Consider the following 26,854-nt stretch of genomic DNA (forward strand, 5'->3'; position numbering starts at 1 on the left):
ACACATTCGGTCAATGCTCAAAACAACAGGAATGGCAGCAGTTGTATTGCCCGACAATGTTTTGTTTGAAGGTGGTGCAGGTGAAACGGTTCGTAAAAAATTATTGGAAACAACAGACCTGCATACAATTCTTCGCTTACCGACAGGAATATTTTATGCACAAGGAGTAAAAGCAAATGTTATTTTCTTCGACAACAAACCTGCAAGCAAAAACCCTTGGACAAAAGAAATTTGGGTGTATGATTATCGAACTAACATACATCATACCTTAAAGAAAAATCCATTAAATATTGATGTTTTAAAAGACTTCATTGCTTGTTACAAACCCGACAACAGAAACAAACGAAAAGAAACTTACAACGCAGAAACCAATCCCGAAGGACGTTGGAGAAAGTTTACTTATAATGAAATCATTGCAAGAGACAAAACCAGTTTAGACATTTCTTGGCTCAAAGATAAATCATTGGCAGACCTTGACAATTTGCCCGACCCTGATGTATTGGCGGAGGACATTATTGAAAACTTAGAAGCAGGACTAGCAAGTTTTAGAGAAATTATGTCGACATTAAATACAAAATAGCCATCGCACAGGTGTAAGCACATTTGCAATTCGCACAAGCCAACGCACAGACCAAAAATTGCAAAAGAGTTATAGCGTTAATTTCCAAATTAATTCGCAAATATTTTTTATGTTTGCACCATAGGGTTGTTTTTAGGTGATGCCGTATTTGTATCTTTTGATGTTTGGTGCCCTTCTAAAGCAACCTTTCTTTTTTTGTAATTTCTATTTGATACTGGAGCTTCTGTTCCTAATTGCTGGTATCTTCTATTTGTTTTGTTTACCATTAATTTCATTTCTTCATTTTGCTCAGGCTGATTTGTTCGTTCCTGATTTTTAATGTCGGTTTGTGGTTTGATTTTTAACGTCAAAAGTAATTAATCTCAGTTTACTCCCCAACTTTTAAATGTGACCCCAAATCTAAGAGGTGTTGTGGATGTCAAATTCTTCCTTTTTAGGCTTTACAAACTTTTTGCGTAAAATTTACTCCCCAGAAAATGAATGTGACCCCATTTATCCCTTATGCGTTATGAAATATTTTTTTGATAATAACTAAGAGTGCTTCAGAACCAACTGCTCGATCAGTTAAAAACTTCGCTCGGTGGGTTGCTTCCTTCGCAGGGATATTTCTGTAGTTTACTTATCCCAAAAACCCTTAATCTTCTCCGCCATTTCAGCCAATGCTTCAGGGCTAGGATTTAATTTAGCTCGGGTAAAATTCAAATCATCAGCAGTATCCATGGGCACCAAATGTATATGTGCATGTGGCACTTCAAGTCCTATTACCGCAACACCAATTCGTTTGCAAGGCACTGCTTTTTGTATTGCTTTGGCAATGGGTTTGGCAAATACCATAATAGCGGAGATTGCCCCATCGCCCATATCAAATATATAATCTACTTCTTGCTTAGGTACTACCAATACATGGCCTTCCCTTAGCGGCATAATATCCAAAAAAGCTAGGAATCTATCATCCTCCGCTATTTTGTGGCAGGGTATTTCTCCATTAATTATTTTGGTAAAGATGGTAGACATATATATAATAGTTTGAATTTACTTGTGGTTTGGCTGCTTGTGGTTTGTCACGATAGCTATCGGGATCGCCAACCACCTTTAACCTATTATATACTAATCTCCAAAACTTCCATTTTAATTACACCAGCGGGTACCATAATATCTACAACATCTCCTATTTTTTTACCCATTAGCCCTACAGCAATGGGCGACTTTACAGATATACGGCCAGTGGTGAGGTCGGCTTCCTTTTCAGAAACAAGTTGGTATTGCACGGTGTTTCCTGTTTTATGGTTTTTCACTTTCACCTTACACAGCACCATCACTTTGCTAATGTCCATTTTATCCTCGTCGAGCAAACGTGCATTGCCAAGCAGTCTTTCCATTTGCGATATCTTCGCTTCCATCAATCCTTGGGCTTCTTTGGCTGCGTCATATTCGGCGTTTTCACTTAAGTCACCTTTGTCTCTAGCCTCAGCTATTTGTGCTGATATCTTTGGCCTTTCTACAGTTTTCATTTGGATTAACTCTTTCTTCAAGCTTTCCAATCCTTCTTTTGTAAAATACTGTACTTCCATAATTTTGATATTATTTTTTGGTAATGATATTTAAAAACAAACGTCCCGACCCCTAAAAGAGTCGGAACGTTTGGTATATGATAATATTTTTTAGTCCTTTATTTTTTCTGATCAATCATTGTCTTTACCGCCCAAATCCATCCGCACACCAAAGGTATGCATATTGCCAAACGGCTTTGTTTGCTTGAACGAATAATCAAGTGCAAAGCTAGATTTATTTTTGCCAAATGGCAACTCTAAAGTGAAACCTGCGTGAAAGCCTGTGTATGCTGTGTTACGGGTATCGGCACTAAAAATTCCTTGTTGGTATAACATGCCCGAACGTAACATGAAAAAGTTTTTATAAGCATACTCCAAACCTAATGCTCCGGTATTGTCTTGATAAGAGTGTGAGGTAAAACTACCTGCCAAGGTAAGTCTATTGAAATACACTTCAGCACCTTTGTCAAATCGGAAATCATAACTCATCCCAATATTAACTACCGATGGCATCCCGTCTTTGGCCGAGCGTTGCTGTGTAGTTGAGCTATATGGTTTGGAAGGGTCTTGCGTACGCACACTCATTCCATCGCCTGCGTATGAAATATCGGGTCCAATGTTTTTTACTGAAATTCCTAGTTTAAAATCGTTCCCTTTTAACCTTCGTATTTGTTCATCATTGCTGGTAGCTGTTTGGTATTGCACTCCTGCATCAAGAGTCATCGTGGAGCCTGTAACCTCGGCAGTGCCTTCACTAATAAAACGAACCAACATACCACCAGATATTTTTTCTGAGAACTTTTTCGCATACGACATGGCTAGGTTGGTAAATTGCACCGTGTATGTTCCCAAGCCACCTTCGGGTTGTTGGAAAGTAGTACGCTGTATATCGCCTGAATTAATGTTCATGAGCGAAAAACCAATTACACCGCCATTCTTTCCCATAACTTGCGAAAGGCCAAAGTTATTAATATTGATACCTGCCAAATAACGGGTATGAGAAAAAACAAGTTCGGTTTGCTTGGTATAGGAAAGTCCCGCAACATTGATCCAAGTTGCTTCAATTCCTTTTACATTGGCTGTATTTGCACTGGCCCAACCGTTACTTCTTGCCCAAGGGTTAATGAGCAATTGCTCTCCACCATTAGTACCTCTGCGGTCGGGATTACCCGCAAATACGCTGCCTGTGATAGCGATGGCCAAAATTGCTGTTATATATTTCTTGTGGTTCATTTCGGTAATGTGTTTTAGATTTTAGAAAGTTAGAAAGTATCCAAGTCAACTGGTCTCATAATACCATACCATTTTACAATTTTTTCGCCCAGTTCGTATCCATTAAAATGCACAATATATAAGCCACTTGCTATAGGCACCTGTGCTTGGTTCTTCAAATCCCAATCGGAATAAGTGAGCTCATCATCTTTCTTAATTTGTCTCACCAATGAACCACTAAGCGAATAGATACTTATAATACATTTAGGAGGCAGGTTGATAAATTTAACGCGGGTATCTAACTGCGAGTTTTCATAATTAGAAGCTCCATAATAGGGGTTTGGCACCACATTGATTTTATCCATAGCCGCTTTACCCAAATCAAGAGAGTGATCTACAGCAATATCATTGGTATTAAATGAATAATAAGGCGAACTGTTATTACCTGTTGACGATGTAGTATATTTTGCATAGGGCTTAGCTACACGCACGCGGTAACGAACCTCACTGGGAATATTAAGTTTGCCTCCGTCATAAGTTATATTATATCCGTAATTCATATAGGGCATGCTAACCCACTGCACTTGCGAGGTAACTTGACGTTTGGTATTAGCGTCATCAATTTTACCTGCAGTGCTTAATATTTGCTGATAAGATACGCCTTCATCGTAAATGGGCCCAGTATAAGCACCATACTTTGCAGGAGCACAAACATATACATGGTGCATACCACCCCAAAGTGGGCCGTTGAAATTACTGATATCTGCGGTAGGATTCCAAATCATATCTGCTCCATTATATCCTTTCAGCCACGAGTTTTCACCCATAATGATATTTAGTCTTTCACCTGTTTCAATATTGATAGCATAACCGGGGAACCAAGAACGCCCTTTATCTGTTGGATCATACTCTGGAATATAATTGCCTGTGCTGGGGTCTTTAACCATTCTGCCTGTCCATGATGCATGGTCACGAATGCTCCATTTTAATCTGTTGCCCTCTGACAGTGCTTTGTCTTCGCTCATTTCTACTACTACACATTTTGTCCATTTGCTTTGGTCAGGTGTAATTACCAAATCTATTCCCACCAAATTAGCCATCGAGTTCTCACTAAGGCTTGGCACACTGGAACCGTCAAATGCTGGCCCATACGTAATTTCGCCAGTAGTTGGGTTTCTTGCAGCTCTTGAACAAAGTTTATAAGGAGCAACCCTTCCATCACATATTTTTTCATAATTCTCGAATGGATCTAGCCCCTCTGCTGGACTAACTGGTTTAGCAAAATCAAAAGTATATTTTGATTTATCGCTTAAACCACCTTGTGCATCATATCCATAATTTTCCGCTTTACCATTAACCCCCGCACGAATCCAGTTATTATAACCCCCGCCATCATTATCTTTCACACCGATTAACCATTTGCGGGTAGGATCGCTAAACTCAACAGATGATTCTATTGCACCATAGGTTTTGTCGACATTGTCGGATACACCAGGTTGATTAGGTTGTTTCATACTTATAGAGAATCCATATTCTTTTATAATCTGCTCATTGAATTTTTTGAGTGTAATATTCCCAATGGTTACTTTACCAGTTGTTTTATTGGTAAGTGTCCATATTGAATTGGTATCACGCAGCACATTGGGAGGGGTTCCTTTGGTACCAGTATCTTGAATTATAAATTCGAAATCGGCTTTCGGTACTTTCAATGGGTCAATCACTGTTACCTTTATGGGGCCATAACCATTGGTATATACTGGGAATTCCATTTTGCCTTCACGCAATATTTGCTCAATGGATGCCTTAGTTAACTCTAAAGAATTACCACCATTGCCCTGTCCTTCAATTCTCTTTATCATAGGGCCAGAACCGTAGAGAGCATTTATTTTAGAACCACCGCTTGTAGGGTCTGGTTTGTGGGGTATACCAGTATAACGCTTCACATTGAGGCGGCCAGCTAAATATTGCTCTGGATTTTGGTTTTTAGCATCATTGGTCAAGTTAGCATAAGCTACCACCATAAAATGGTATTGCTTAAAATTAACCATACGCTTATCGGCAGTGGCAAATAAATCCTCCTTTACACTAAATGAATGTACAATACCTATATTATTTCCTATTACTTTTGAGACAGGCAATGGTTGACCCACAACAGGATCATATACCCTGTTTATTATTTGTGTAATATTATCTTGAACATCCATTTGTTTCAGAACCCTAGCCTTTTCAGTATTATCCAAATCGCCCGTTGTAACACTTGCATCTTTCAACTGATATATTTGATAACCTTGGAACTTATAATAAAAACTATCCTTAGGGTTTTGTGAAAACGGGTTACGCACACCTCCTACATACTTCTCTGTTTCTTCGGTATTGTCTAGTACCAAAATCAATTCATTATCATATTCTTTCAAGCTCATATCTGGAGATCTCGGCCCATCAATCAATTTAAAATTATTATTAAATAAAAGTTGAGCTTTATCATCGGCATTACGCAATTGCGTCAATGAACCTGTAGCACCGCCAAGGCTGCTGCGTGCCCATACTGCTCCAATTGTTACTTCGTTGCGTGCTCCAGTTTTTAAAGTGAGTGGCCCTGCACTTTGCAAAAACCTGCGGTCGCTTGGTTGATTGCCGGCACCCTTCTCAGTCCAACCTGTGTTGTTAACAGGATCTCCATCAAACATAAAGTTATAGGACGTAGCACCTCCCCGTCCATTACCTCCATTTGTTACATGTTGACCATCCTGCCACAAAGCTCTTAAATAATTATAATAATGCAAAGGTTTTGTAGGGTTGCCAATTACACTAAAATCATTATTATAATACATGAATGCAAATAATTTCAACTCGTTGCCATTCTCATCCTTCGGGCCCTTGAAAAAATCTAAGCCTACAGTAGGAGGATTTAAACCATAGCCTAAAATACCTTCATCATTATCATCCCCATTATAGCAATACCCTAAATTCCTTGTTGTATCACATCCCACATAGTCATCGGCATAGTTACCCAAATCGGGGTCAATCCATTGGCCAAAATAACATTCTTTTACAGGCTCACCATAATTGGTAATTTCCGTAGAATAAAATGTCATATTATTTATCTCGTCGTTGGTTGTAAAAGCAAAAGCCGTAGTTTTAAGTTCCAAACCTATAGGCACCCCTTGTGTTTCGGAATGTATATTTCCTATATCATTATATACAAACCATAAAGCTTGGTCGCCCTTCACATCAGGGTAGTCGCCTTGTGTAGGGTTGTATTCCAAACCGCCGGCCATATTTACATAAGGTGCCATGTGGAATTCTTCGCCATAACCCATATTACCGTTACCCGGCCAATCTAGTATCGGCTTGGTGAGGTTGGCAGCAGGGTTTTTAATAAAGAGGTCTATTTCTTCGCGGGTAACTTTATATATTTTGTCGTAATGCTCGCAACGTTCAGGAGCAATTTTTGTAGGCGAGGCTGTAGAATCAACAGCTCCTGCAAAAAAGTCTATCCCATTTTGTCGGTAGGTCATAGCAGCAAGTTTTAAGTTATTACCTGCATCAACGCCGCCTATCCAAAGTGAACCAGCAAATATGGAATGCTTACGAATACCATTGGGGTCCGTTATCTTAGGTATTTCATATTTGGCACTAATAAGGTTCCACCACATGTCGCCACCATTCATTATGGTTGTGCGTACATTATTGATGTCCAAATCTACTTGTGCGGTTGGAGCTTTGCAACCATCGGCCATGGTGCGAAACATATTATTGTCCACACGCGATGTAGGGGTACCGATTATCTCACGGGCCTGAGAAGCATTTCCCACAATACCTGCGAGCAAAGCTGAAAGCAGCCATTTGCTTTGTTTGGTAAAAATATTCGAGATTTTCATATCTATTCCTCCTTTTTTGGGTTGGTGTTTTTATTAGAAATTATATTTTAGTCCTATTCTGAACAATCTAGGGGTATAATAATTACCCGGGCTATTGATGCGGACATTGTATAAGTCGATGAACGATTGTGACGAGTTGGCACGAGCTACAGCCTGGCTTCCAAGCTCTGAAGAAAGATAACCATCGTCGCTTGCTGAGCCTGTATAACGATAAACACGGGTAATGTTTTGTTTGTTGAATATATTATTTACCCATAAGTATATGTTAATAGCTTTAGGGGCTTTGGCTTTATTCTCGCCTTTACCTTTTATCAATATAGTTTTATCTATGGTTAAGTCCATTAAATATCTCCATGGATTGCGAGATCCGTTAACAGTACCTCTAATCTGTGAACGTTGCACTACACCGCTTTGTCCTTCGTTAATAGGTTGCGAGTTTGAAGTATAGGGCGTTCCGCTTTGTGCTTGAAAGGTTAGGTTTAAACCAGCATTAGCCAATGGGTATACATAGTTTGTATTTCCATTACTGCTTTTACCTTTATATCTTGGGCCATCCTTATCACTGTAATGAAAATCAAAAATACCTTTTATATTATGTCTGGTATCATAATCCAATGGGAACAAGGTACGAAGATTGGGTTGGCCTGCATTAAGCAATGCTTGGCTTGAACCTGCATTTGAACCTGTACCATCAGCAAATTGCAACATATAATTGGCAGTAAGGTTTATATTTTTACTTGGACCCGCATCTCTAATTTCATATTCTACTCTGAAACTTTTTACAGTTCCAAAGTCGAGATTTCCATAAGTGGTATAACTAATTGGGTAAGCTTGGTTATATTTAAAAAGCTGCACCAAGTCACGCATTTCACTATATGATGCCGTTAAACTCAATGCTGAATTTCTTGATATCTGTTGTTTGAATCCCAATTCATAATCTGTTTTACGAATAGGTTTCAAAGCAGGGTTATTGATTACCTCAGTAGAACGTTGTCTTAAGAAATAATAGTCATCAACCGTAGCCACAACACCTTCGGGAGGTCTTTGGGTCAATACATCATAGTTTACAAAAAACTGCGATTCATCGTTAATTGGGAACTTAAACCATATACGGGGCATAAAATACAATTTTGGCCTATATGCTTGGAAAGAATTAGCGGTTAGTTTTTGATTGGGATTATTGTCTACCAAATAAGGAGCAATACGGCCCGATGAATTTCTACGATCAGTAGCCAATACGGTGGGGTCATTTACTTGTATACCATTCTCATCATACCATTTGGTTTGGTTATTATCCTGATTGGTGGAACGATAACCTAAAACAGTGGTAGGGTTTTCAATATCATTAACATATACCGAGGCATCATCACTCATTTGAGAATTCAATTGGCTTGATAGTTTACTTCCTTCGGCTCTAACCTCTCTCACAGTTTTGGTCGGGTACAATGAATATGGGTCTTTTAGTACGCTTTGGTTGGCATCATAGCGATCAATACGAAGCCCCACACGGAAAATCAATTCTTTAAATGCAAATTTGTCTTGTATAAAAGCCGATTGGTATATAGGTTGGAAAGCTCCAATAGTGCGGTTTGTTGAATCATTAAAGAAATCGGCAAAACTTGGCTTGTTGCCTTTGAGTTTGTTGCCCAAATAATCGTACCCGAAATAATTAACATACGCAGTACCATTGTTAAGCAATTCATCGGGACTGAAATAACTTAACTTGTAATGTTCAGGACCATACATGTCAACATCCAAATAAGAGTTTGGCCCAATAGGGTTGCCATTATAATCTTTGGCACCAATATCCATTAAGTGCTTGCGTAGGTTCCCCGTAAATACACCCTCGCGACCACTACCTACTACAGAATTATAATACACAGTATCTTGGAATACGCCATTTGCATCAAATGCTAATTGGGGGTTTGTACGGTCTAATACTGGTGCCGATTGCACCGTTAATTGCCTCATCAAAGACCAAAGTGGTGTAGTGGCTATACTCCAACCACGAGAAAACCGTTGCTCGTATATAATACCAAATTGTATATCGTGTTTCTTATTGGGGTCACGTTTGCCTTGCAAGGTAATTTCGCTCATGGCAAACAAAGTATATTTCTCACTTTGGTTTTTGCCATAACCTGAACCGGGGGTTCCCACATTGTTCCACATAGAGTAAACACTAGTTGGGTTATCGCCATTAAGCAATGCAAGGTTAGATCTAATCTGGTCTAAGTTGAATACCTTACGACCAAGTTCATCTTGATAAGCATAAAAATTCTTGGTATAATTTGCCCTAATCGCATTGCGGTTTTGAGCATCGGGAACAAAATTTACCGCCGTATCATAATAACCTGCTTGCTGATAGTAGGTAGTTAAATACACCGTATCAGGTTGACCGTTTTTTGTAGTGATAAATTGATGCTTGGGTGCGTTTACATTACCACCTATTAACTCGTAGTACGGAGCACGTTTGGTGGTAAAGGAACCTATATATCCATAATCGAAAACTTTATCTTTATGGGTGGCATCTAAGGTAAGTGAATTATTCTGGGTATAATCCAACCTAATTTGATAATAAGCATTGCTCACAATAGATTTGCTTTCTCCCTCATCTCCTTTTTTCTTTTCGGCACTTTTTAGGATATGGGTAAACTTTACATATCCCGTAAAGGCATTACTTGTAGAATGATTATTCTGTGAATTATTAAATAACGTATTGCCAAAATTATAATTGATGGCGTCGCCATAAGAGTAAAAACCGCCTAAATCAATTCTTACCTTTTTGGTAGGTTGAAATTTTAAAGCCCCGTTTATGTTATAACTAAAACGTGGTGTATTGCGGCGAGCTTTATCGTTTACCAAATCGTCTTTGGTTACAAACTCCGCAGCATTCATATAGCCTGTATTTTGTGGTGAAGGTAGCAAAGGGGTTTGTTCTATCCTTTTCAAAACATCGTCTTTCACATACCAGTTTCCTATTGCACTGGGACTGGGGTCTTTCACATAAGTATAATTACCGCCCAATGAATAGCCTAAAATCACTTGTTCGGTTTTTTTCCTTTTGTTTTTAATCCAAAGAGGTCCTTGTAAATATCCTTCAACTAAGTTATAATTATAAGGATCGGTAAGTGCCGAACTTAATACTTCTATTCCGCCATGCGTAACACGCGATGGCCCTTTGGTGGTAATATTGACTACGCCACCGGTAAAGTCGCCGTACATAGCAGGAACTCCACCTACCAATACTTGCAACTGATCTATACTTCCCCTTGCAATTGAGTTAGAGGTAAGAATACCATCAACTAAAACTATAGTACCTGAGCCACGGGCACCTCCAACATTTCCCAAACCTCCGCCAAAACCAGTGCCCTTTACAGCAAATGTTGTGGCATCGCGTTGGCCTCCAAGGCGGGCCATTGCTGCTGCATCGATGGTAGTACCACTGGTGCCGTCCCTAGATATTATGGTAGTTTTGGTTTTGGTTTTATCAGCGGTCCTAGTAAATCCAGGAAGATACACTTTTGTCTTTTCCTCAGTTGGTAAGTTCATTGCATTATCACCAAAAGCAATTACACCGCTGTTCACTACTATTTTAAAGGTATCCGTTATATACCCTTTTAAAGCATATATAATAATATAATCCCCCGTTGAAAGCGGTTTAAATCCGAAACCTCCAACCACATCGCTATAGGTAGCACCGGCATCTGTACCCTCTTTAAGTAAAGTAATCTGCACTCCTCCCAATGGTGCTTTGGTTTTGGCATCAGTAATGATGCCTCGTATTTCACCATCAGAACTTTGGGCTTTGATGCCTAAATACAAAATGCAGGCTAGTGCTAGAATGAAAATCTTTTTCATGGTCTTTGTTTTTTCTTTGTTTATGCCTAATAATGTGTCAACTTGTTCAGTATCAAAATTTATTGCCCTGCGACACAGTTTTTGGGGCAACAAATAAAAAGAATTTTTTAACAGGTTGTAACTTCTTAATGAAATTTCCCGTTTCTGTCCTCTTTTTAAATGCTTTAACGCTGTGCTAAAAATTATGGTTGCACAAGGTGAACTAAACTTTGGTCACTAAACATTTTATCAACTTTAAAATTCAATTAATCAGTAACTTAAAATTATATTTTCTTGACAATTTACTGGCATTTGCTACTTGTATATGGTGCTGTTTCCACAGATTTTTATGCGATTATTTAAATTAAGTTGTGGAAAAATGGTTTGCTTCAACCTTGGGCAAGCATCTTTTCAAAATCATCTTCGCTAATTATTGGAATATTGAGATCGGTGGCTTTCTTTAATTTTTCGGGTCCCATTTTGTCGCCCGCCAATAAATAGTTCAAACTTTTGGAAATACTAGCCAGGTTTCGCCCTCCGTTATTTTCTATCAAGGTTTTTAATTCCTCTCTGCTATGGTTTGCAAATACGCCGCTTATTACAAAACTTTTTCCTTCAAATATATTTGACTTTGGCAACCGATTTTCATCTTCCTTAATGGCTAATTGTACACCTGCCTTGCTTAATTTTTCTATAATAGTTTTGGCTTTGGGGTCTCTAAAATAATTATATACACTCTCGGCTATCTTGTCCCCTATTTCATCAACCACAATCATCTCCTCCGCAGCGGCTTCCGATAATTTATATATATCACCAAATGCCTTGGCAAGTTTTTTTGCCACCGTTTCGCCCACCATTCTAATTCCCAACCCAAACAACAAACGCTCAAAAGGCATCTCCTTCGATTTCTCAATTCCTGCCAAAATATTTTGCACAGACTTTTCTTGAAGTGAACGTGTTTTATTTTTCCCATCATCAGTTTCGCTATTCAGTTCAAACTCTTGCCCGATAAGCTTTTCATAAGTGAGACTGTATAAATCTGCTGCACTTTCTATCAGCCTTTTCTTATATAAACCTTCTACCGTTTCCCCACCTAAGCTATCAATATCCATAGCTTTACGACCAATAAAGTGTTCTATCTTGCCTACTATCTGAGGTGGACAGCCCGTTTCATTGGGACAGTAGTGGTTGGCTTCTCCATCTTTTCTTATCAGTTCTGTCGCACACTCAGGGCAATGCGTGATATATTTATGTGACTCTTCGTTGGTTCGTTTGGATATATCAACTCCTGTAATTTTCGGAATAATTTCACCTCCTTTTTCTACATATACAGTATCACCTTCACGCAAATCAAGTCGTTCAATTTCATTGGCGTTGTGCAGTGAGGCTCTTTTCACTGTAGTTCCTGCTAGTTGCACAGGTTTCAAATTTGCCACCGGCGTTATAGCCCCAGTTCTTCCTACTTGGTATGTTATTTCATTAAGAATGGTTGATGCACTTTCTGCTTTATATTTATACGAGATAGCCCAACGGGGAATCTTAGCCGTAAAGCCCAGTTCTTCTTGCTGGTGGTAGTCGTTTACTTTTATTACTACGCCATCAATTTCGTAACTTAGGTTATGGCGTTCCATATCCCAATAATCGATGAACTTATATACTTCATCGAGATTTTTACAAACCTTGGCGTGGTCCGATACTTTGAAACCCCATGTTTCTGCAGCTTTCAAACTTTCTTCATGGGTGTCAAAAGGATTATCATCTATATATAAAAAGTAGAGGAATGCATCTAGTGGCCGTTTGGCTACCTCGGCACTGTCCTGCATTTTGAGGGTACCACTGGCAAAGTTTCGGGGGTTTTTATATAGTTTTTCTTTAATCTCGTCTTCGTCCAAACCTTTCTCTCGCAACTCGGCAGCGTATTCATCATTAAGTTTATCAAAAGTTTTGCGGTGCATCAGCACTTCGCCGCGTATTTCAAATGTTTGTGGCCAATTACCTTTTTGCAAATGAAGGGGAATGCTGCGAATGGTTTTTACATTGGCGGTCACATCATCGCCCTGTGTGCCATCGCCACGGGTTACGGCTCTTTGTAATTGCCCGTTTTCGTATGTAAGGCTAATGCTGAGGCCATCAAATTTGAGTTCGCATACATATTCAACACCTTCGCTTTCAATATTAGTTTGCGGTACACCAAAACTTAATTGTGCCTGACCTGCTGTCTCGTAAATAGTAGGTGCTATGCCCAATCCTTTTCGCACCCTTGCATCAAATTCTGCTAGTTCTTCACGACTATAGGTATTGCCCAATGAGAGCATGGGGTAACGGTGCGGAACAGTAATAAACTTTTGGTTTCGCCGCGGCGAACCTCCTCCCACCCTTTGTGTGGGGCTATTTGCATCCACCAACTCGGGGTATTCTTTCTCCAAAGATTCAAGCTCTTTTAATAAAATATCAAATTCGTAATCGCTAATGCTGGGGCGACTTAATATATAATACTTATAGTTGTGCTCATTAAGCTCGGCTGTTAATTGCTTTATCTTTTCTTGGGCTGCAATGGGTATCATGGGGCAAAAGTAATTACGAATTACGTCCCGATAATTATCGGGAGATGAATTAGGTTGTTGTAGAATCGTCATGCCGAATTTATTTCGGCATCTCATCGCTGAATAGTGTCATTGCCTGACGGGATATGAGACCCTGAAACAAGTTCAGGATGACGCTGACGTCTGATTAAGCTATCGAAACTAATTCTCTACCGAAGATAATTAACAATCTAGTGAGTGAATTCATTTTCAGTTTCTTTTAAACTTATTTAATAAATCTTTAAACTCATTTCCATTAAGTGTGAAATCGCTTCTACAAACCGATCACTCGTTTCCAAAAAGCAGCCCACCCAACTCCCTTCAGAATACAAATAATACCGACACTCAATATATAATAGTCCAAAAGAAAGGGACTAAATGTATTGTAGTTCGGCATTACCATTCTACAAACCAAATCCGCCACAGGCTGAGAACTATTTTAGGTTAAGAATTGGTATTAGATACAATAATAAATTATAGAGATAGCAAAAACTATGTTACACAATATGTTGAGGAGGGGAAAAACCTTAAAGACTCTTCTTATTCTTAGAAAAGAAGATTGTTATCAATTTTGTAAAGGATGTGATAAAAGTGATATTACAGCAGTGCCAAATTTCTTGAAACAACCCCTAAGTAACCTATACAATTCAATCGCGGATATCAATATTTCTCAATTTGAAATTTGCACAAATAAATGCATAACAATTACCATTATACATACTTGTAATAAAGAACAACTTGAAATAAATCATGATTTGATATGGAATAAGAAATTTGATGTTTATGAGAAAAACAAAGATTCTGTGCTAGGAAACAATTGTATTTATCGAATTGGGATTAACACACATCAAGAGTTTTGGTAATCTTTATTTATAGCAACCAATTTCCCTTTACTTTGCATATTATATGCACCTCAAGCACCTCACCCTTCGTAATTTTAAAAACCATGCAGAACTTGTATTGGATTTTGTAAAAGGGGTGAACTGTATTACAGGTGCCAATGGCTCGGGCAAAACAAATATATTGGACGCTTTGCATTTTCTCAGTTTTACCAAAAGCTTTTTGATACACCAAGACCAACAACTGGTGCGGCAAGGCACGGATGCCATGCTGATGGATGGGGTATATGATCATAATGGTTTTGAGCAAACAGTACAAGTAATTTTAAAACACCCAGGCCGCAAAACATTTAAAGTTAATAATAATGCCGTCGGCAGGCTAGGTAGTCATATAGGAATGTTGCCTTTGGTATTGATTGCTCCGCAAGATATTTGGTTGCTGCAAGAAGGTAGCAGCGAACGCCGCAGGTTTATGGATATGGCCCTGTGCCAACTAGACAAGCAATATTTAAGCAACTTAAATCTATATAATAAAGCCTTGGAGCAACGCAACCGACTGCTCAAGCAAATGGCCGAAGCGAATAACCACGATGCGGAACAACTAGAAAGTTTGGATAAAGTACTAATACCTGCTGGAGAATTTATCTATGAAAAACGAGCTGCATTTATTAAAGAATTTGTGCCGTTTGTAATAGAAAGTTATAAAACTATAAGCAGGGGAACTGAAGATGCGGGTATTATATATAGTAGTGGATTGCAGCAAAATAAATTTGCAACTTTGCTCAACAAATCATTACCAAAAGACCTCATTCTACAGCGTACTTCGGCGGGTATACATAAAGATGATTTGGAATTTTCCTTACACAATTTTCCTGTAAAAACACATGCATCGCAGGGGCAGCAAAAAACATTTATTTTAGCATTGAAGATGGCGGTATGTTATTATATATATTCGCATACCAATATTTACCCCATACTTTTGCTCGATGATATTTTTGAAAAATTAGATAACAATCGTAGTATGGCTTTTTTGCAAATGGCAGCTAATAATTATCCAGGGCAAGTTATTATAACCGATACGCATGTAGAACGCTGCAAAACTGCATTGAAACAGTGCAAAAAAGAAGTTCAATATATTAATTTGAATACAAATGCTTAAGTACTTACACAATAAACCTGAAATTTATACGTTAAGTAAAGTAATGCGATTATTGTACTTTTCTGTTGCTTTGACTTTCTGTTTGTATGCCCACGCAAGCTATGCACAGGTAGTAAGTTTCAAATATTTGATAGAGCAAACCCCAGTGGTAAAAATGCCAGTATATAGGTATAGCCCTGGAGAGATTGTGAAAATACACATGTCGTTTGCCAAAGCCGAAACGGATAGTAACCTCCGAAAAAATATATCTTCAATTCGCAATAGTATTATAGACCGTATCGATTTGGTTTATACTAAATATAAGCTCAATGATAGCTTTGACCAGAAAAAACTGAACACGCAGCGATTGAAAAAACTATATAGTATTATGCCCGAAATATTTGATAACAGTACGGTGGAGTGGAATATTATAGAACAAACAGATTGCCCCGATGAAGGCACCAGCAAATTATTATATCATGGTTTTATTTTTTATATAACTGCTCCCTCAGCAATCGTTTCCAAGTATTATATTACTGATAGTATAAAAAGCATTTTGGGTGCAACAAGTGAGATGGATTTTATTGAGAAATCTATTAGCCGAGGCACCGAAAAAGTGGATGCGAAATATATTCCTTTTCACAAAAAAGTAGTGAAACGAAAAATAAATGACACCACCTATTCTGGGAAATTTTACCCCAATTCGCATATATTATATAAGGCTGGTGTAATGTTTAAAAAAACCGGCAACACAGAAAGAGAAGCAGAGTATGATATTAAAACTAGATATGTTAAAGACACTATTATAGAGCGAAACAGTTATCATATTGGCAAATTTAATTATGCTCTAGCGGGCTTACGCGATAGTTCTCTGGCTTTAATATTAGACCGAAATAAAAATTGGAGCAATGCAGTAGTGGTGGAAGATGTAACGGGAAGCATGTATACTTTCACCACGCAAATGTTCGTATGGCGACGCATGCAAGTGGACCGCGGAAAAATAAATAAATTTGTATTTTTTAATGATGGCGACGACCATCCTGATGGCCCTGCTGGCAAGACGGGTGGCATATATTGGATTGAAAGTGATTCGATAAGTAAAGTAGAAAAAATGGCATTCTTGGCCATGCAAAAAGGTAGCGGAGGGCAAGTTCCCGAAGGCGATATAGAGGCCATATTAAAAGCACAGGAATTATATAAAACTGTAACTGATATTATATTAATTGCGGATAACTTTGCAAGGGTAAGAGACCTGCAACTACTTCCTCTCGTAAAAAAACCTGTCCATGTTATAGTATGTGGTGTAATAAACCGCAAAGTATTGTTCGATTATATAGTGATTGCTCATGCTACCAACGGCTCCATACATACCGCAGAAAACGATTATAACAAACTGGGAGATGCCCTTAGTAAGGGAGTGGTAGAGATAGGAAAACTGAACTATATGACAGTAAAAGGCAAGATTATTCTAGTTAGAAAATAGTATATATATCTAGTCAGAACATAATGTTTCCAAGATGTTTTCGGCTAGGCGTTGTATTATGTATTGACTACATGTGTGCCATAAATAATATATATACTAGCACAATTCATAATACTTGCCCGGCATGGCACGTACCAATGATTTCATTTCCAAATCGAGCAAGGTAAATGTGAAACTGTGCGATTGCATGTCGAGCAACGAAGCTAATTGGTCTATATGAAGTTTTTTGTGTGCATCCAATAGTTGAACAATGCTGAGCTCATGTGGCAATAGGTCTTCAAATAGTTTTGCTTGCTGTTTTACGTTTCCACCCTCCAAGCCCCATTTTAAATAATTTGCGATATCGGCAGCAGTTTCAATAAGCATGGCATGCCCATTTTTTATTAACGAATGACATCCCAATGAATATTTAGCATCAAACAAACCAGGCAAAGCAAATACAGGCTTTTTATATTCATTAGCATATTCTACGGTTATCATACTTCCACCTTCTTCGCCACTTTCAACTACCACTAGTGCGTCGCTCAAAGCAGCAACGATGCGGTTACGCTCAGGAAAATGATTCCTATCGGGTGTTTCATCCTTAGGATACTCAGTTAGTATACCTCCATGCTCAATCATTTTTGCGGCAATAGATTTATGTGCAGCAGGATATATATTCCTTAACCCATTGCCCAATACCCCAATGGTAGCCATCCCTTGTTTAACTGCTGCTTTATGTGCTGCTATATCTATTCCATAAGCAAGGCCACTTATGATAATGCATCCGAAGGGTTGTAATTCTCTCACCAATTTCTCAGTAAAACGTATACCATAATCTGTTGCATCACGAGTACCAACAATGCCTACCGTAAAAGAACAATTCAGGCAATCCGCTCCTCTATAATATAATAACAATGGGGCTTGATCATACTTTTTCAAGCGTGATGGATAAGCATCATCGGTATAAAACAATAATTGTATATTGTGCTTTTCTGCAAATGCGAGTTCTTCTTTTACCCAATCATAATTGTCAAAATCTACAATAGCGGAAGCTGTAATTGCACCCACATTTGGCACCCGCTCCAATTGCTTTTTTGTAGCTTTAAAAATAGCTTCGGCTGAACCAAAATAACTATATAAGGTTTTACCAAGGATAGCCCCCACATTGGGAACTGAAGTAAGTGCAAGTCTATAATATAATTCTTCGTCGGCCATATATTAATATATAATACCCGCAAAAATAAACTACCCAAACACAGACCGCCGATTCTTTTTAAACACAAAAAATATACACATTATTAACTTTTCGACTAAGTACTATGCTTCTACGCCTTCATAATGGCCACTTACTTCGTTTAATATATATAATACTGAATCGCTGTCGCGGGCTTCTACCAATCTATTTCGAAATGGTTTGAAATTTTCTAAGCCTTTAAAGTAAGGACCATAGTGTCGTCTCATTTCTACAATTCCTTCCCAAGGGCCTTTCCATTTTATAGAAAACTCAAGATGGGTTCGGCAGGTTTCAACACGTTCGGCAACACTTGGTGGCTCAATAATAATCCCAGTTTTTATATATGTTTTTATTTGATTAAATATCCAAGGGTTACCTATACTAGCTCTGCCAATCATGATACCATCAACGCCATAAGTGTTTTTATATTCCAGAGCTTTTTGGGGTGTGTCTATATCTCCGTTGCCAAAAATAGGAATGCGAATTCTCGGATTGTTTTTGATTCGAGCTATCAGTTCCCAATTTGCATTGCCTTTATACATCTGCACACGTGTGCGGCCATGAATGGTTAGTGCCTGTATTCCAATATCCTGCAAACGTTCGGCTACTTCTTCTACATTTTTGGTACTATCGTCCCAGCCCAATCTTGTTTTTACAGTAACGGGTAAATGCGTAGCTTTCACCATTGCAGAAGTCATGGCTACCATTTTGGGAATATCACGAAGCAATGCGGCACCTGCTCCCTTGCATGCAACATTTTTTACAGGGCATCCATAATTTATGTCCACCAAATCGGGGTTGGCCTGCGAAGCTATTATGGCACACTCTCGCATGGTGTCTACATCGGACCCGAACAATTGTATGCCAATAGGTCTCTCATATTCAAAAATATCTAACTTATGAGTACTCTTGGCTGCATTGCGTATCAAACCTTCACTACTAATAAATTCTGTATACATCAAATCGGCTCCGTGTTGTTTGCACACATAGCGGAATGGAGGATCGCTCACATCTTCCATAGGAGCCAACAATAAAGGGAATTCACCCAATTCGATATTTGCTATCTTTACCAAAATACTCCCACAAAAATAGGCTAATAAAGTATAGCGTAAAAGCTAATGGAAAAAGAACTTATATTTGTCCATTAAATCTATTATATATGAAATACATTTTTTGCCCTACTATTCTTGTATTGTTCATTTTCGTTTCGCAACCTTCAAAAGCTCAAACCAAATACAAATTTGACGCAAGTAAATTTACAGTGCTCGATACCTTTAGCGAAGGTCTGGCTTTTGCTGCTATTCTAGAACATTATTCCACCAAGGAAAATACTGATACTTTTTACAATACGGTGGGGTATATCGACACCGCTGGCAATTGGGCTCTCACACTTCCATTCAAGCTCACCAATTTATATATGGGCTGCTATTTCCGAGGCGACCCATTTAAACACGGCAAAGCATTGATGGTAATGGTTGAGAATGGATTTGATTGCAATTGCGGTGCTATCATTTCCATCAGTAAGAGAAATAAAATTCGATTTGTGTCAGGTCGTCTATTTGATTCCAAAAACAAGCGTATAAAAATTTAGTGAATGGCAAATCTAATTGTCATATTTATTATAAAATAGCTGAATAAAAAGATTTTAGTGGTTTATTTGAAAAGTATGCATCATATTTGCATATCCGATTGTTATATATCAAATAACACTACAAAATTAATTAACACCATTACATGTTAAATGAAAAAGAAACCCTAGTCCGCTGTCTCGATGGAGATAGGCAGGCTCAGAAAGCTATTTACGAGCATTACTGTAGCCGTATGCTTGGCGTTTGTTTTCGATATGTGAGGACAATTGAAGACGCTGAGGATGTATTGCAAGATGCGTTTATCAGAGCTTTTTCAAATATTCACCAATACCGGTATGATGGTTCGTTTGAAGCATGGTTACGCAAACTGATGGTGAACACGTCATTAAACCACCTGCACAAAAACCGCAGGTTAAAAGAACAACTTGAACTTGAATCTGTAGCATATTATATATCGGAAGATGTTGAAACAGATGCCCAACTGCACGCCAAAGATATTTTTGAAACCCTAAAAGCTTTGCCCGATGGGTATCGCACTGTTATTAATTTATATTCGATTGAGGGATATTCCCACAAAGAAATTGGCGAAATGATGGGTATCAATGAAAGCACTTCCCGCTCTCAATATACTAGGGCACGAATGTTACTAGCCAGATTGCTAACTGCAAAAGGTAGAATTGCAACTTCAAACAATAACGGTAAAATCGTTTTTTAAGCAAGTAAATTATGCACACGCAAACTACAGTAGAAGAACGCGACATATTTGACCAAATGCTGATGCAGTTGGGCGAAAACCTTGATATTACTCCCACCGGCATCGATTGGGACAAAATAAACATGGAACTAAAACCCTTGATGGAAAACCAAAAGAACACTCCTAAACGAACTAAAGATCATGAAAGCCAACAGGCCCGGTAATTTTGACGATATGCTTCACAACGCCTCGGGGCGTCGCGAATTGAAACCCAATCAGAGGGTATGGAAAGGTATTGCTTCCCATTTTGAAAAAGTAGAACGCAAACGCCGAATATGGCAAGGGAGTATAGTGGTTTCTTTTGCATTGATAAGTACATTCTCGGCTATTTATTTTAGTATCCCCAATACACCAATAGCAGCAACTTTACCGCAACTAAATGGAAAAGAAATTATTGAGCAGCATGGGTCGTTCAATAATGAAGCTGCAAGAAATGCACAAGTAATTCCTTTTAAAGCACTTTATAATGCAGGCCACAAACAATTTCAAATAAGCAACATATCAGATACCAAATTATACTTGAGAGCCGATGTTGATTTGCTTCTGCCTATTAAACAATTTAACAAGCAGCAACTTAATTCTGTACAAAACTTTATTGAATCCGTAAAACCATATTACGCTTTCAAAAAGCCATTGAAAAAAACCCTTAAAAACAATTTGCAAGTGGGCTTTACTGTAGGTTACTCCAACAATATACCCTTTATACCTAATACGGGAACAACAAACTCTGATATAACACTCCTTCCATTGCAAACCATACAAGTTGGAGGCAATATTGCATATAAAATAACTCCTAAATGTGCATTGAGTACAGGAATAAATATATATAAAACAGGTGCCGCATATTATTTGTCTGGATCAAAAACATTTATTGCCCAAGAAAAAAGCATGGTAAACATATACTCGAATAGTTTTTGGGTAGCTGAAATTCCTGTAACCATCAATTATATCCAATCCATTAAAAAGAATTGGGGAATAAACGTGGGTGCTGGTATAGCAGTTCAATGTAAATTACCCTCACGCAATAATGATGGTGCAGGATATCATATAGCACACTATGGCAGAAACGTTAATGGCCTTGCTATTGTCAACGCAAAAGTAACCAAAGAAACCAAAAACTTAATAATCGCATTTGGTCCTACAGTAAAGTATCAAATGCTCACTACTAACCATAGTGGAAATTACAAACTATTCCAAAAAGGAGCAGAACTAAGCATCGGATTCAAACTTTAATATATATTACCATGAAAAAAATAAGTATTGTCTTACTCACGGTTGCCACACTCAGTTTTTGGGGATGTAACAAGACCTGCACTATTAATTCTACTTTCCAAGTGTATACTCCCGTGTACCAAAAGTGGGATGAAATTCGAAATTCTTTTGGAAGCACGCAGCCACAACCGATCAGAAATATTGGTGACATGGTGATACTGGGTAACCGTCTTTATTTGGTGGAATCGGACAAAGGGATACATGTTGCTGACAATACCAATATAGGACAGCCTGTTTTCCTCGCATTTATAAAAGTGCCAGGATGCCGTCAATTGAGCGTTAGAGGAACCACACTTTTTGCGGACAGCTATGTAGACCTGCTCACTATCGATGCAAGCTCACCGCTGCAAGCCTCTATAATTAAACGCGATAAAGATGTATATCCTTTTCATCAATATGAAGGAGGCTTTGCCGATGACGCAACAAAAGGAGCTATAGTTAGTTGGGCAAAAAAAGATACTACCATAATAGAAGATTGCTCACACCCTAATAATAGTAGTTTCACTACAAAAAATGCAAATGGCCAACCACAAGCTTTTGTTCAAAATTCAAACTCTATTACCTCTAATTTAGCAGATTTAAGCGGCACAGGATATCAAGGCCCACAAGCCATTAGCAGCAGCTATAGCCGCAGTGCTTCCATTGGCGATTATATATATTCATTGGTAAATCACGAATTATATGTATTCCATCAAACAGGTGGTCTCAAAACTAAAATAAACCTTAACAATAACAATGTTGAAACTTTACAGGCGGCTAACGGAAACCTATTTATGGGTAGCGAAACTGGCATGTGCATATATGATTGTAGCAGTCCCGAAAACCCAAAAAAAGCTGGCGATTTTGAACACGTTCAAAGCAAAGACCCAGTGGTAGTTGAAGGCAACAACGCATTTGTTACTACCCGCCGAGATAATGGTTCAGGCTTCAACGAATTGAATGTGGTAGATATTACCAATATATATTTCCCAAAACAAAAAGCCAGTAGCACTCTTACAGGCCCTTATGGTTTAGCTGTGAGTGAAGGCAATATTTATATATGCGATGGTACAGCCGGCCTTCATTTATACAGTTACCAGAACTCCATTCTTACCAAAGTGAAAAACATCAACACTACTCCTTCTTACGATATTATATATTATAACAATGCCTTATTGGTGAAAGGTGGCGATGGACTATATTATTATAATGCTACGCAAAAGAATAATCCCCAAATTGTAGGCAAGACATTGTTTGCAAAATAATATACAAGATATTTATACGAAAGGCTTGCTATTACATAGTGAGCCTTTTTTATTTCTATAGAATAATATTTAGTTTTCGTATAATAAAGCCTGCTTAACTTTGCAGCATTATGTCAAGCAAAATTTCTGAAATCTCATTCCAAATACATTTGGATGAAAATAATATCCCCAGCAAAATGGAATGGAGAGCCACTGATTCATCCAACAACGAATGGCAAGAAAACCAAGCTGTAATGCTATCCATTTGGGACTCGAACGAACAAAACGCTTTGAGGATTGACCTCTGGACCAAGGATATGAAAATTGATGAAATGAATTACTTCTTTTTTCAAACTTTAATGACCATGGCCGATACCTATCAAACAGCTACCCAAAATGAGGAACTGGCCAGAAAGATGAAAGGTTTTGCCGAATACTTTGCCGAAAAATCGGAAGTGATTAAGGGAGCAACAGGTCACGATGAACACGAAGGACATAATCACTAATATATAATCGTGATTATTCTGTAAGCGAACCGCTATTACTCTACAGTAACACTCTTGGCTAGATTCCTTGGCTGATCTACATTACATCCACGCATCACAGCAATATGATATGATAATAGCTGCAATGGTATTGTAGCTATTAGGGGTATAAAAGCTTCTTCCGTATCGGGTATTTCAATTACATAATCTGCTATTCCTTTTACTACGGTGTCACCTTCAGTTACTATGGCTATAATTTTCCCTTTGCGGGCTTTCACTTCTTGTATATTACTCACTACTTTCTCGTAGTGGTTTCTTGCAGTAGCAATAACAACAACGGGCATTTCCTCATCAATCAATGCGATAGGACCGTGCTTCATCTCTGCCGCGGGGTATCCTTCTGCATGTATATAACTGATCTCTTTTAGTTTCAAAGCTCCTTCTAATGCCACAGGGAAACCTACACCTCTGCCTAAGTACAAAAAGTTATGGGCATCTTTATATATTGCCGCTAGTTCTTCGATATACTTATCCGACTTCAATGTTTTTTCTACTTTGTCGGGTATGGTTTCTAATTCTATCAAAAGCTCACGAAGGCGTTTGTCGCTGAGGTGACCATTTTTGTGACCTATAGCCATGCTCATCAAAATTAATGCTGTAACCTGAGCAGTAAAAGCTTTGGTTGATGCAACGCCAATCTCAGGACCAGCATGGGTATATGCCCCTGCATCGGTGGCACGAGGTATACTTGAGCCAACCACATTGCATATTCCAAATATGGTTGCCCCTTTTTCCTTGGCCAATTCAATAGCCGCAAGTGTGTCTGCGGTTTCGCCCGACTGACTTATCGCTATCACAAAATCATCTTCATTGATAACAGGATTTCTGTATCTAAACTCGGATGCATATTCAACTTCAACAGGAATACGTGCAAATTCTTCAAACAAATACTCTCCTACCAAACCTGCATGCCAGCTAGTGCCACAGCCAACTATTATAATACGTTTTATATTTTTAAGTTTGTTTTCATACTGGTTAATACCAGCCATTACGATTTCATTATTATTGTGTATACGACCACGAAAACTATCTAATATAGATTTGGGCTGCTCAAATATTTCTTTTAACATGAAATGCTCATAACCACCTTTTTCTAAGTTCTCCAAGTTTATTTCGAGCTCATGTATATAAGGAGTTTTGGTAACGTTGTCTATAGTTTTTACCGTAAGTCCATCAACGGTGATAACGGCAATCTCTCCATTGTTTAGATATATAACATTACGTGTATATTCAACAATAGGTGTAGCGTCACTAGCCATAAAATATTCGCCTTCGCCAACACCAACTACAAGTGGACTTCCTTTGCGGGCTCCAATTAAATATTCAGGATTCGTTTTGGATATAATAACGATAGCATAAGCTCCCACCACTTGCGACAATGCCATACGAACAGATTCTTCGAAGCTAACACCTGTATTATCTCTGATATCTTCTATCAAATGTATCAATACTTCGGTATCAGTATCGCTTTTAAAAGTATGCCCTCTCTTTACCAATGCTTCTTTAAGCGATGCATAGTTTTCTATAATACCATTATGGATAATGGCCATATCTCCACTTTGGCTTAAGTGCGGATGTGCATTGCGGTCGTTGGGTTCACCATGTGTAGCCCAACGGGTATGCCCCATTCCTATATGGGCACTTTTGTCTATTCCTTCGCAAGCTTCATCGAGGTCAGCTACTTTGCCGGCCTTTTTATATACTTCCAAAGTGCCATCGAGCAAGGCGATACCTGCACTGTCGTAGCCGCGGTACTCTAAGCGTTTGAGTCCTTTTATTAAAATGGGGTAAGCCTCTCTTGGGCCAATGTATGCAACTATTCCGCACATATTATATATTTTGAATTAGTAAGTAAATGGTTTTTTATAACCTTGCAAAATTAGGTTATAAAAGTATAACACAGTAAAGGTGTGAAATGCTGCATTATAATATTGAAGTCTGCAGTTGCTGGCCCCACCCCCCCGCTAACTCTTGGTCGCTATTATGCAGCTTCGGCTACTACCTCAATCACATCAGGAACCATACGTTTCAGTAAGTTTTCGATTCCTGCTTTTAGCGTCATGGTGCTGCTGGGGCAACCGCTGCATGAGCCTTTCATCACCACCGTTACGATTCCGTTTTCAAAACTTTTGAAACTGATAGCACCACCGTCCATCTCGACTGCAGGTTTTACGTGGTTCTCTAATAATTCTTTTATTTTACGCACCGAATCTGTGTCGTTATCATCGAATACGGTTTCTGTTTTAGTTACGATAGGGCGACCTTCTTCTAACCAAGCTTTAATATATTCTTTTAAAATTGGAACTACATCGGTCCATTCTATCTCAGGTTTTTTGGTAACGGTTACAAAGTTGTTCATGATAAACACACCTGCCACTGAATTGAATTCGAAAAGCTTTGCAGCTAAAGGTGAACTATCTAGGGCACTTTGTTTATCAGGGAAGTCGGCACTGTCGAGGGGGAATATCATGCGATTGGCCACAAACTTCATGGTCTCGGGGTTTGGCGTGGCTTCGCTATAAATTGTCACTACACTTTTTTCTTGGGTTTCCATCTTATTTAGAATTATTCTACAAAATTAAGGTTGATATAATGAGTAACCAAAGAAATGTGAAATTGTTTTGCTATCCGTCAGTTGAAACTGACGGTAATTCTCTAGGCTTCGTGAGTCATAGACTCACTTTATTAAACTCACATCCGCCGCGGCGGACGCTCCGCTTAAACTTGCGAGGGCGGGAAATTAAAAATTATGGGGGGCAAGATTAGGTTTTTAGAAAACCGGATTTTACATTTGTTTCAAATTATGGTATCAAAAAAATGGTTTTTAGAGATGCCCTTAAATCTAATACTTGTTTTACAATCGGCTGTCCGACTAATTTTATATCACTACCTTTGCTCATTCTGTTGGCGATTTTTCTGCAAAATAAATCTGCAACATTTTAGGCAAGGAAGCAATACTTACTTGCTTTTTTATTTTAGTCGGTTAGTAGTGCTTAAATTATAAGGAAAGACATAGTTGTTTTAAGAATTAAATATATCTTTGTATTAAACTAATCGTAACTACTCAGGTACAACTGAATTTATTGTATAGAGAGCTGAAAAAACATCTTGACCATTTTTTATAGCAGTATCAATGACGGATCGTATTACAGC

The 26,854-nt window shown here is 38.4% G+C and carries 20 protein-coding genes; 9 read left to right on the forward strand and 11 right to left on the reverse strand.

Features of this window, described 5'->3' with window-relative positions:
• On the forward strand, positions 1 to 580 hold a 580-nt coding region (locus SGJ10_04570), incomplete at its 5' end, for an N-6 DNA methylase (GenBank protein MDZ4757402.1).
• 107 nt (positions 581 to 687) lie between these two features.
• Here the strand turns inward: SGJ10_04570 and SGJ10_04575 are convergent.
• The 7 genes from SGJ10_04575 to ligA form a co-directional block, all read right to left on the reverse strand.
• On the reverse strand, positions 688 to 930 hold the full coding sequence (locus SGJ10_04575) for a hypothetical protein (protein ID MDZ4757403.1): 243 nt from the start codon (positions 928 to 930) through the stop codon (positions 688 to 690).
• A 265-nt stretch (positions 931 to 1,195) separates the two neighbouring features.
• Positions 1,196 to 1,594 carry an HIT family protein gene (locus SGJ10_04580; protein MDZ4757404.1) on the reverse strand — a complete coding sequence of 133 codons (399 nt, stop codon included), beginning with the start codon at positions 1,592 to 1,594 and terminating at the stop codon, positions 1,196 to 1,198.
• A gap of 86 nt (positions 1,595 to 1,680) precedes the next feature.
• Positions 1,681 to 2,154 carry a transcription elongation factor GreA gene (gene greA, locus SGJ10_04585; GenBank protein MDZ4757405.1) on the reverse strand — a complete coding sequence of 158 codons (474 nt, stop codon included), beginning with the start codon at positions 2,152 to 2,154 and terminating at the stop codon, positions 1,681 to 1,683.
• Between the two features lie 108 nt (positions 2,155 to 2,262).
• Entirely contained in the window at positions 2,263 to 3,363 is a 1,101-nt protein-coding gene (locus SGJ10_04590) for a PorV/PorQ family protein (protein MDZ4757406.1), read from the reverse strand.
• A 29-nt stretch (positions 3,364 to 3,392) separates the two neighbouring features.
• Positions 3,393 to 7,223 (reverse strand): hypothetical protein, encoded by a 3,831-nt coding sequence (locus SGJ10_04595; GenBank protein MDZ4757407.1) that lies wholly within the window; start codon positions 7,221 to 7,223, stop codon positions 3,393 to 3,395.
• Between the two features lie 33 nt (positions 7,224 to 7,256).
• Positions 7,257 to 11,081: a hypothetical protein gene (locus SGJ10_04600; protein ID MDZ4757408.1), complete on the reverse strand. Its 3,825-nt coding sequence runs from the start codon at positions 11,079 to 11,081 to the stop codon at positions 7,257 to 7,259.
• Between the two features lie 368 nt (positions 11,082 to 11,449).
• The gene (gene ligA / locus SGJ10_04605) at positions 11,450 to 13,624 is read right to left on the reverse strand and encodes an NAD-dependent DNA ligase LigA (GenBank protein MDZ4757409.1); all 2,175 of its coding nucleotides are present in this window, start codon (positions 13,622 to 13,624) and stop codon (positions 11,450 to 11,452) included.
• 924 nt (positions 13,625 to 14,548) lie between these two features.
• Here ligA and SGJ10_04610 point away from each other — a divergent pair.
• Together SGJ10_04610 and SGJ10_04615 are read left to right on the forward strand one after the other, a co-directional pair.
• Complete coding sequence (locus SGJ10_04610) at positions 14,549 to 15,640, forward strand: DNA replication/repair protein RecF (GenBank protein MDZ4757410.1); 1,092 nt, start codon at positions 14,549 to 14,551, stop codon at positions 15,638 to 15,640.
• The gene (locus SGJ10_04615) at positions 15,633 to 17,102 is read left to right on the forward strand and encodes a hypothetical protein (protein ID MDZ4757411.1); all 1,470 of its coding nucleotides are present in this window, start codon (positions 15,633 to 15,635) and stop codon (positions 17,100 to 17,102) included. The genes SGJ10_04610 and SGJ10_04615 overlap by 8 nt, the downstream gene beginning before the upstream one ends.
• Positions 17,103 to 17,198: 96 nt before the next feature.
• Here the strand turns inward: SGJ10_04615 and dprA are convergent, their stop codons facing one another.
• Positions 17,199 to 18,299 carry a DNA-processing protein DprA gene (gene dprA / locus SGJ10_04620; protein ID MDZ4757412.1) on the reverse strand — a complete coding sequence of 367 codons (1,101 nt, stop codon included), beginning with the start codon at positions 18,297 to 18,299 and terminating at the stop codon, positions 17,199 to 17,201.
• 102 nt (positions 18,300 to 18,401) lie between these two features.
• Positions 18,402 to 19,391, reverse strand: a complete 990-nt coding sequence (gene dusB / locus SGJ10_04625) for a tRNA dihydrouridine synthase DusB (protein ID MDZ4757413.1) — start codon at positions 19,389 to 19,391, stop codon at positions 18,402 to 18,404.
• 86 nt (positions 19,392 to 19,477) lie between these two features.
• On the opposite strand from dusB, the gene SGJ10_04630 reads away from it, so the two are divergent.
• The 6 genes from SGJ10_04630 (at position 19,478) to gldC (ending at position 23,662) form a co-directional block, all read left to right on the forward strand.
• Positions 19,478 to 19,909: a hypothetical protein gene (locus SGJ10_04630; protein MDZ4757414.1), complete on the forward strand. Its 432-nt coding sequence runs from the start codon at positions 19,478 to 19,480 to the stop codon at positions 19,907 to 19,909.
• 143 nt (positions 19,910 to 20,052) lie between these two features.
• Positions 20,053 to 20,622: an RNA polymerase sigma factor gene (locus SGJ10_04635; GenBank protein ID MDZ4757415.1), complete on the forward strand. Its 570-nt coding sequence runs from the start codon at positions 20,053 to 20,055 to the stop codon at positions 20,620 to 20,622.
• Positions 20,623 to 20,633: 11 nt separating this feature from the next.
• On the forward strand, positions 20,634 to 20,825 hold the full coding sequence (locus SGJ10_04640) for a hypothetical protein (protein MDZ4757416.1): 192 nt from the start codon (positions 20,634 to 20,636) through the stop codon (positions 20,823 to 20,825).
• 10 nt (positions 20,826 to 20,835) lie between these two features.
• Complete coding sequence (locus SGJ10_04645) at positions 20,836 to 21,894, forward strand: hypothetical protein (protein MDZ4757417.1); 1,059 nt, start codon at positions 20,836 to 20,838, stop codon at positions 21,892 to 21,894.
• Positions 21,895 to 21,905: 11 nt separating this feature from the next.
• Positions 21,906 to 23,177 carry a hypothetical protein gene (locus SGJ10_04650; GenBank protein ID MDZ4757418.1) on the forward strand — a complete coding sequence of 424 codons (1,272 nt, stop codon included), beginning with the start codon at positions 21,906 to 21,908 and terminating at the stop codon, positions 23,175 to 23,177.
• A gap of 110 nt (positions 23,178 to 23,287) precedes the next feature.
• Complete coding sequence (gldC, locus tag SGJ10_04655; protein MDZ4757419.1) at positions 23,288 to 23,662, forward strand: gliding motility protein GldC; 375 nt, start codon at positions 23,288 to 23,290, stop codon at positions 23,660 to 23,662.
• A gap of 35 nt (positions 23,663 to 23,697) precedes the next feature.
• Here gldC and glmS read toward each other — a convergent pair whose 3' ends face one another.
• Positions 23,698 to 25,530, reverse strand: coding sequence for a glutamine--fructose-6-phosphate transaminase (isomerizing) (gene glmS / locus SGJ10_04660; protein MDZ4757420.1), 1,833 nt, complete (start codon positions 25,528 to 25,530; stop codon positions 23,698 to 23,700).
• A gap of 152 nt (positions 25,531 to 25,682) precedes the next feature.
• Positions 25,683 to 26,255, reverse strand: a complete 573-nt coding sequence (locus SGJ10_04665) for a NifU family protein (GenBank protein MDZ4757421.1) — start codon at positions 26,253 to 26,255, stop codon at positions 25,683 to 25,685.
• Between the last annotated feature and the right edge of the window lie 599 nt (positions 26,256 to 26,854).

This window comes from Bacteroidota bacterium (genome assembly GCA_034439655.1).
In the GTDB taxonomy this organism is placed as follows: Bacteria; Bacteroidota; Bacteroidia; order UKL13-3; family UKL13-3; genus CANJUD01.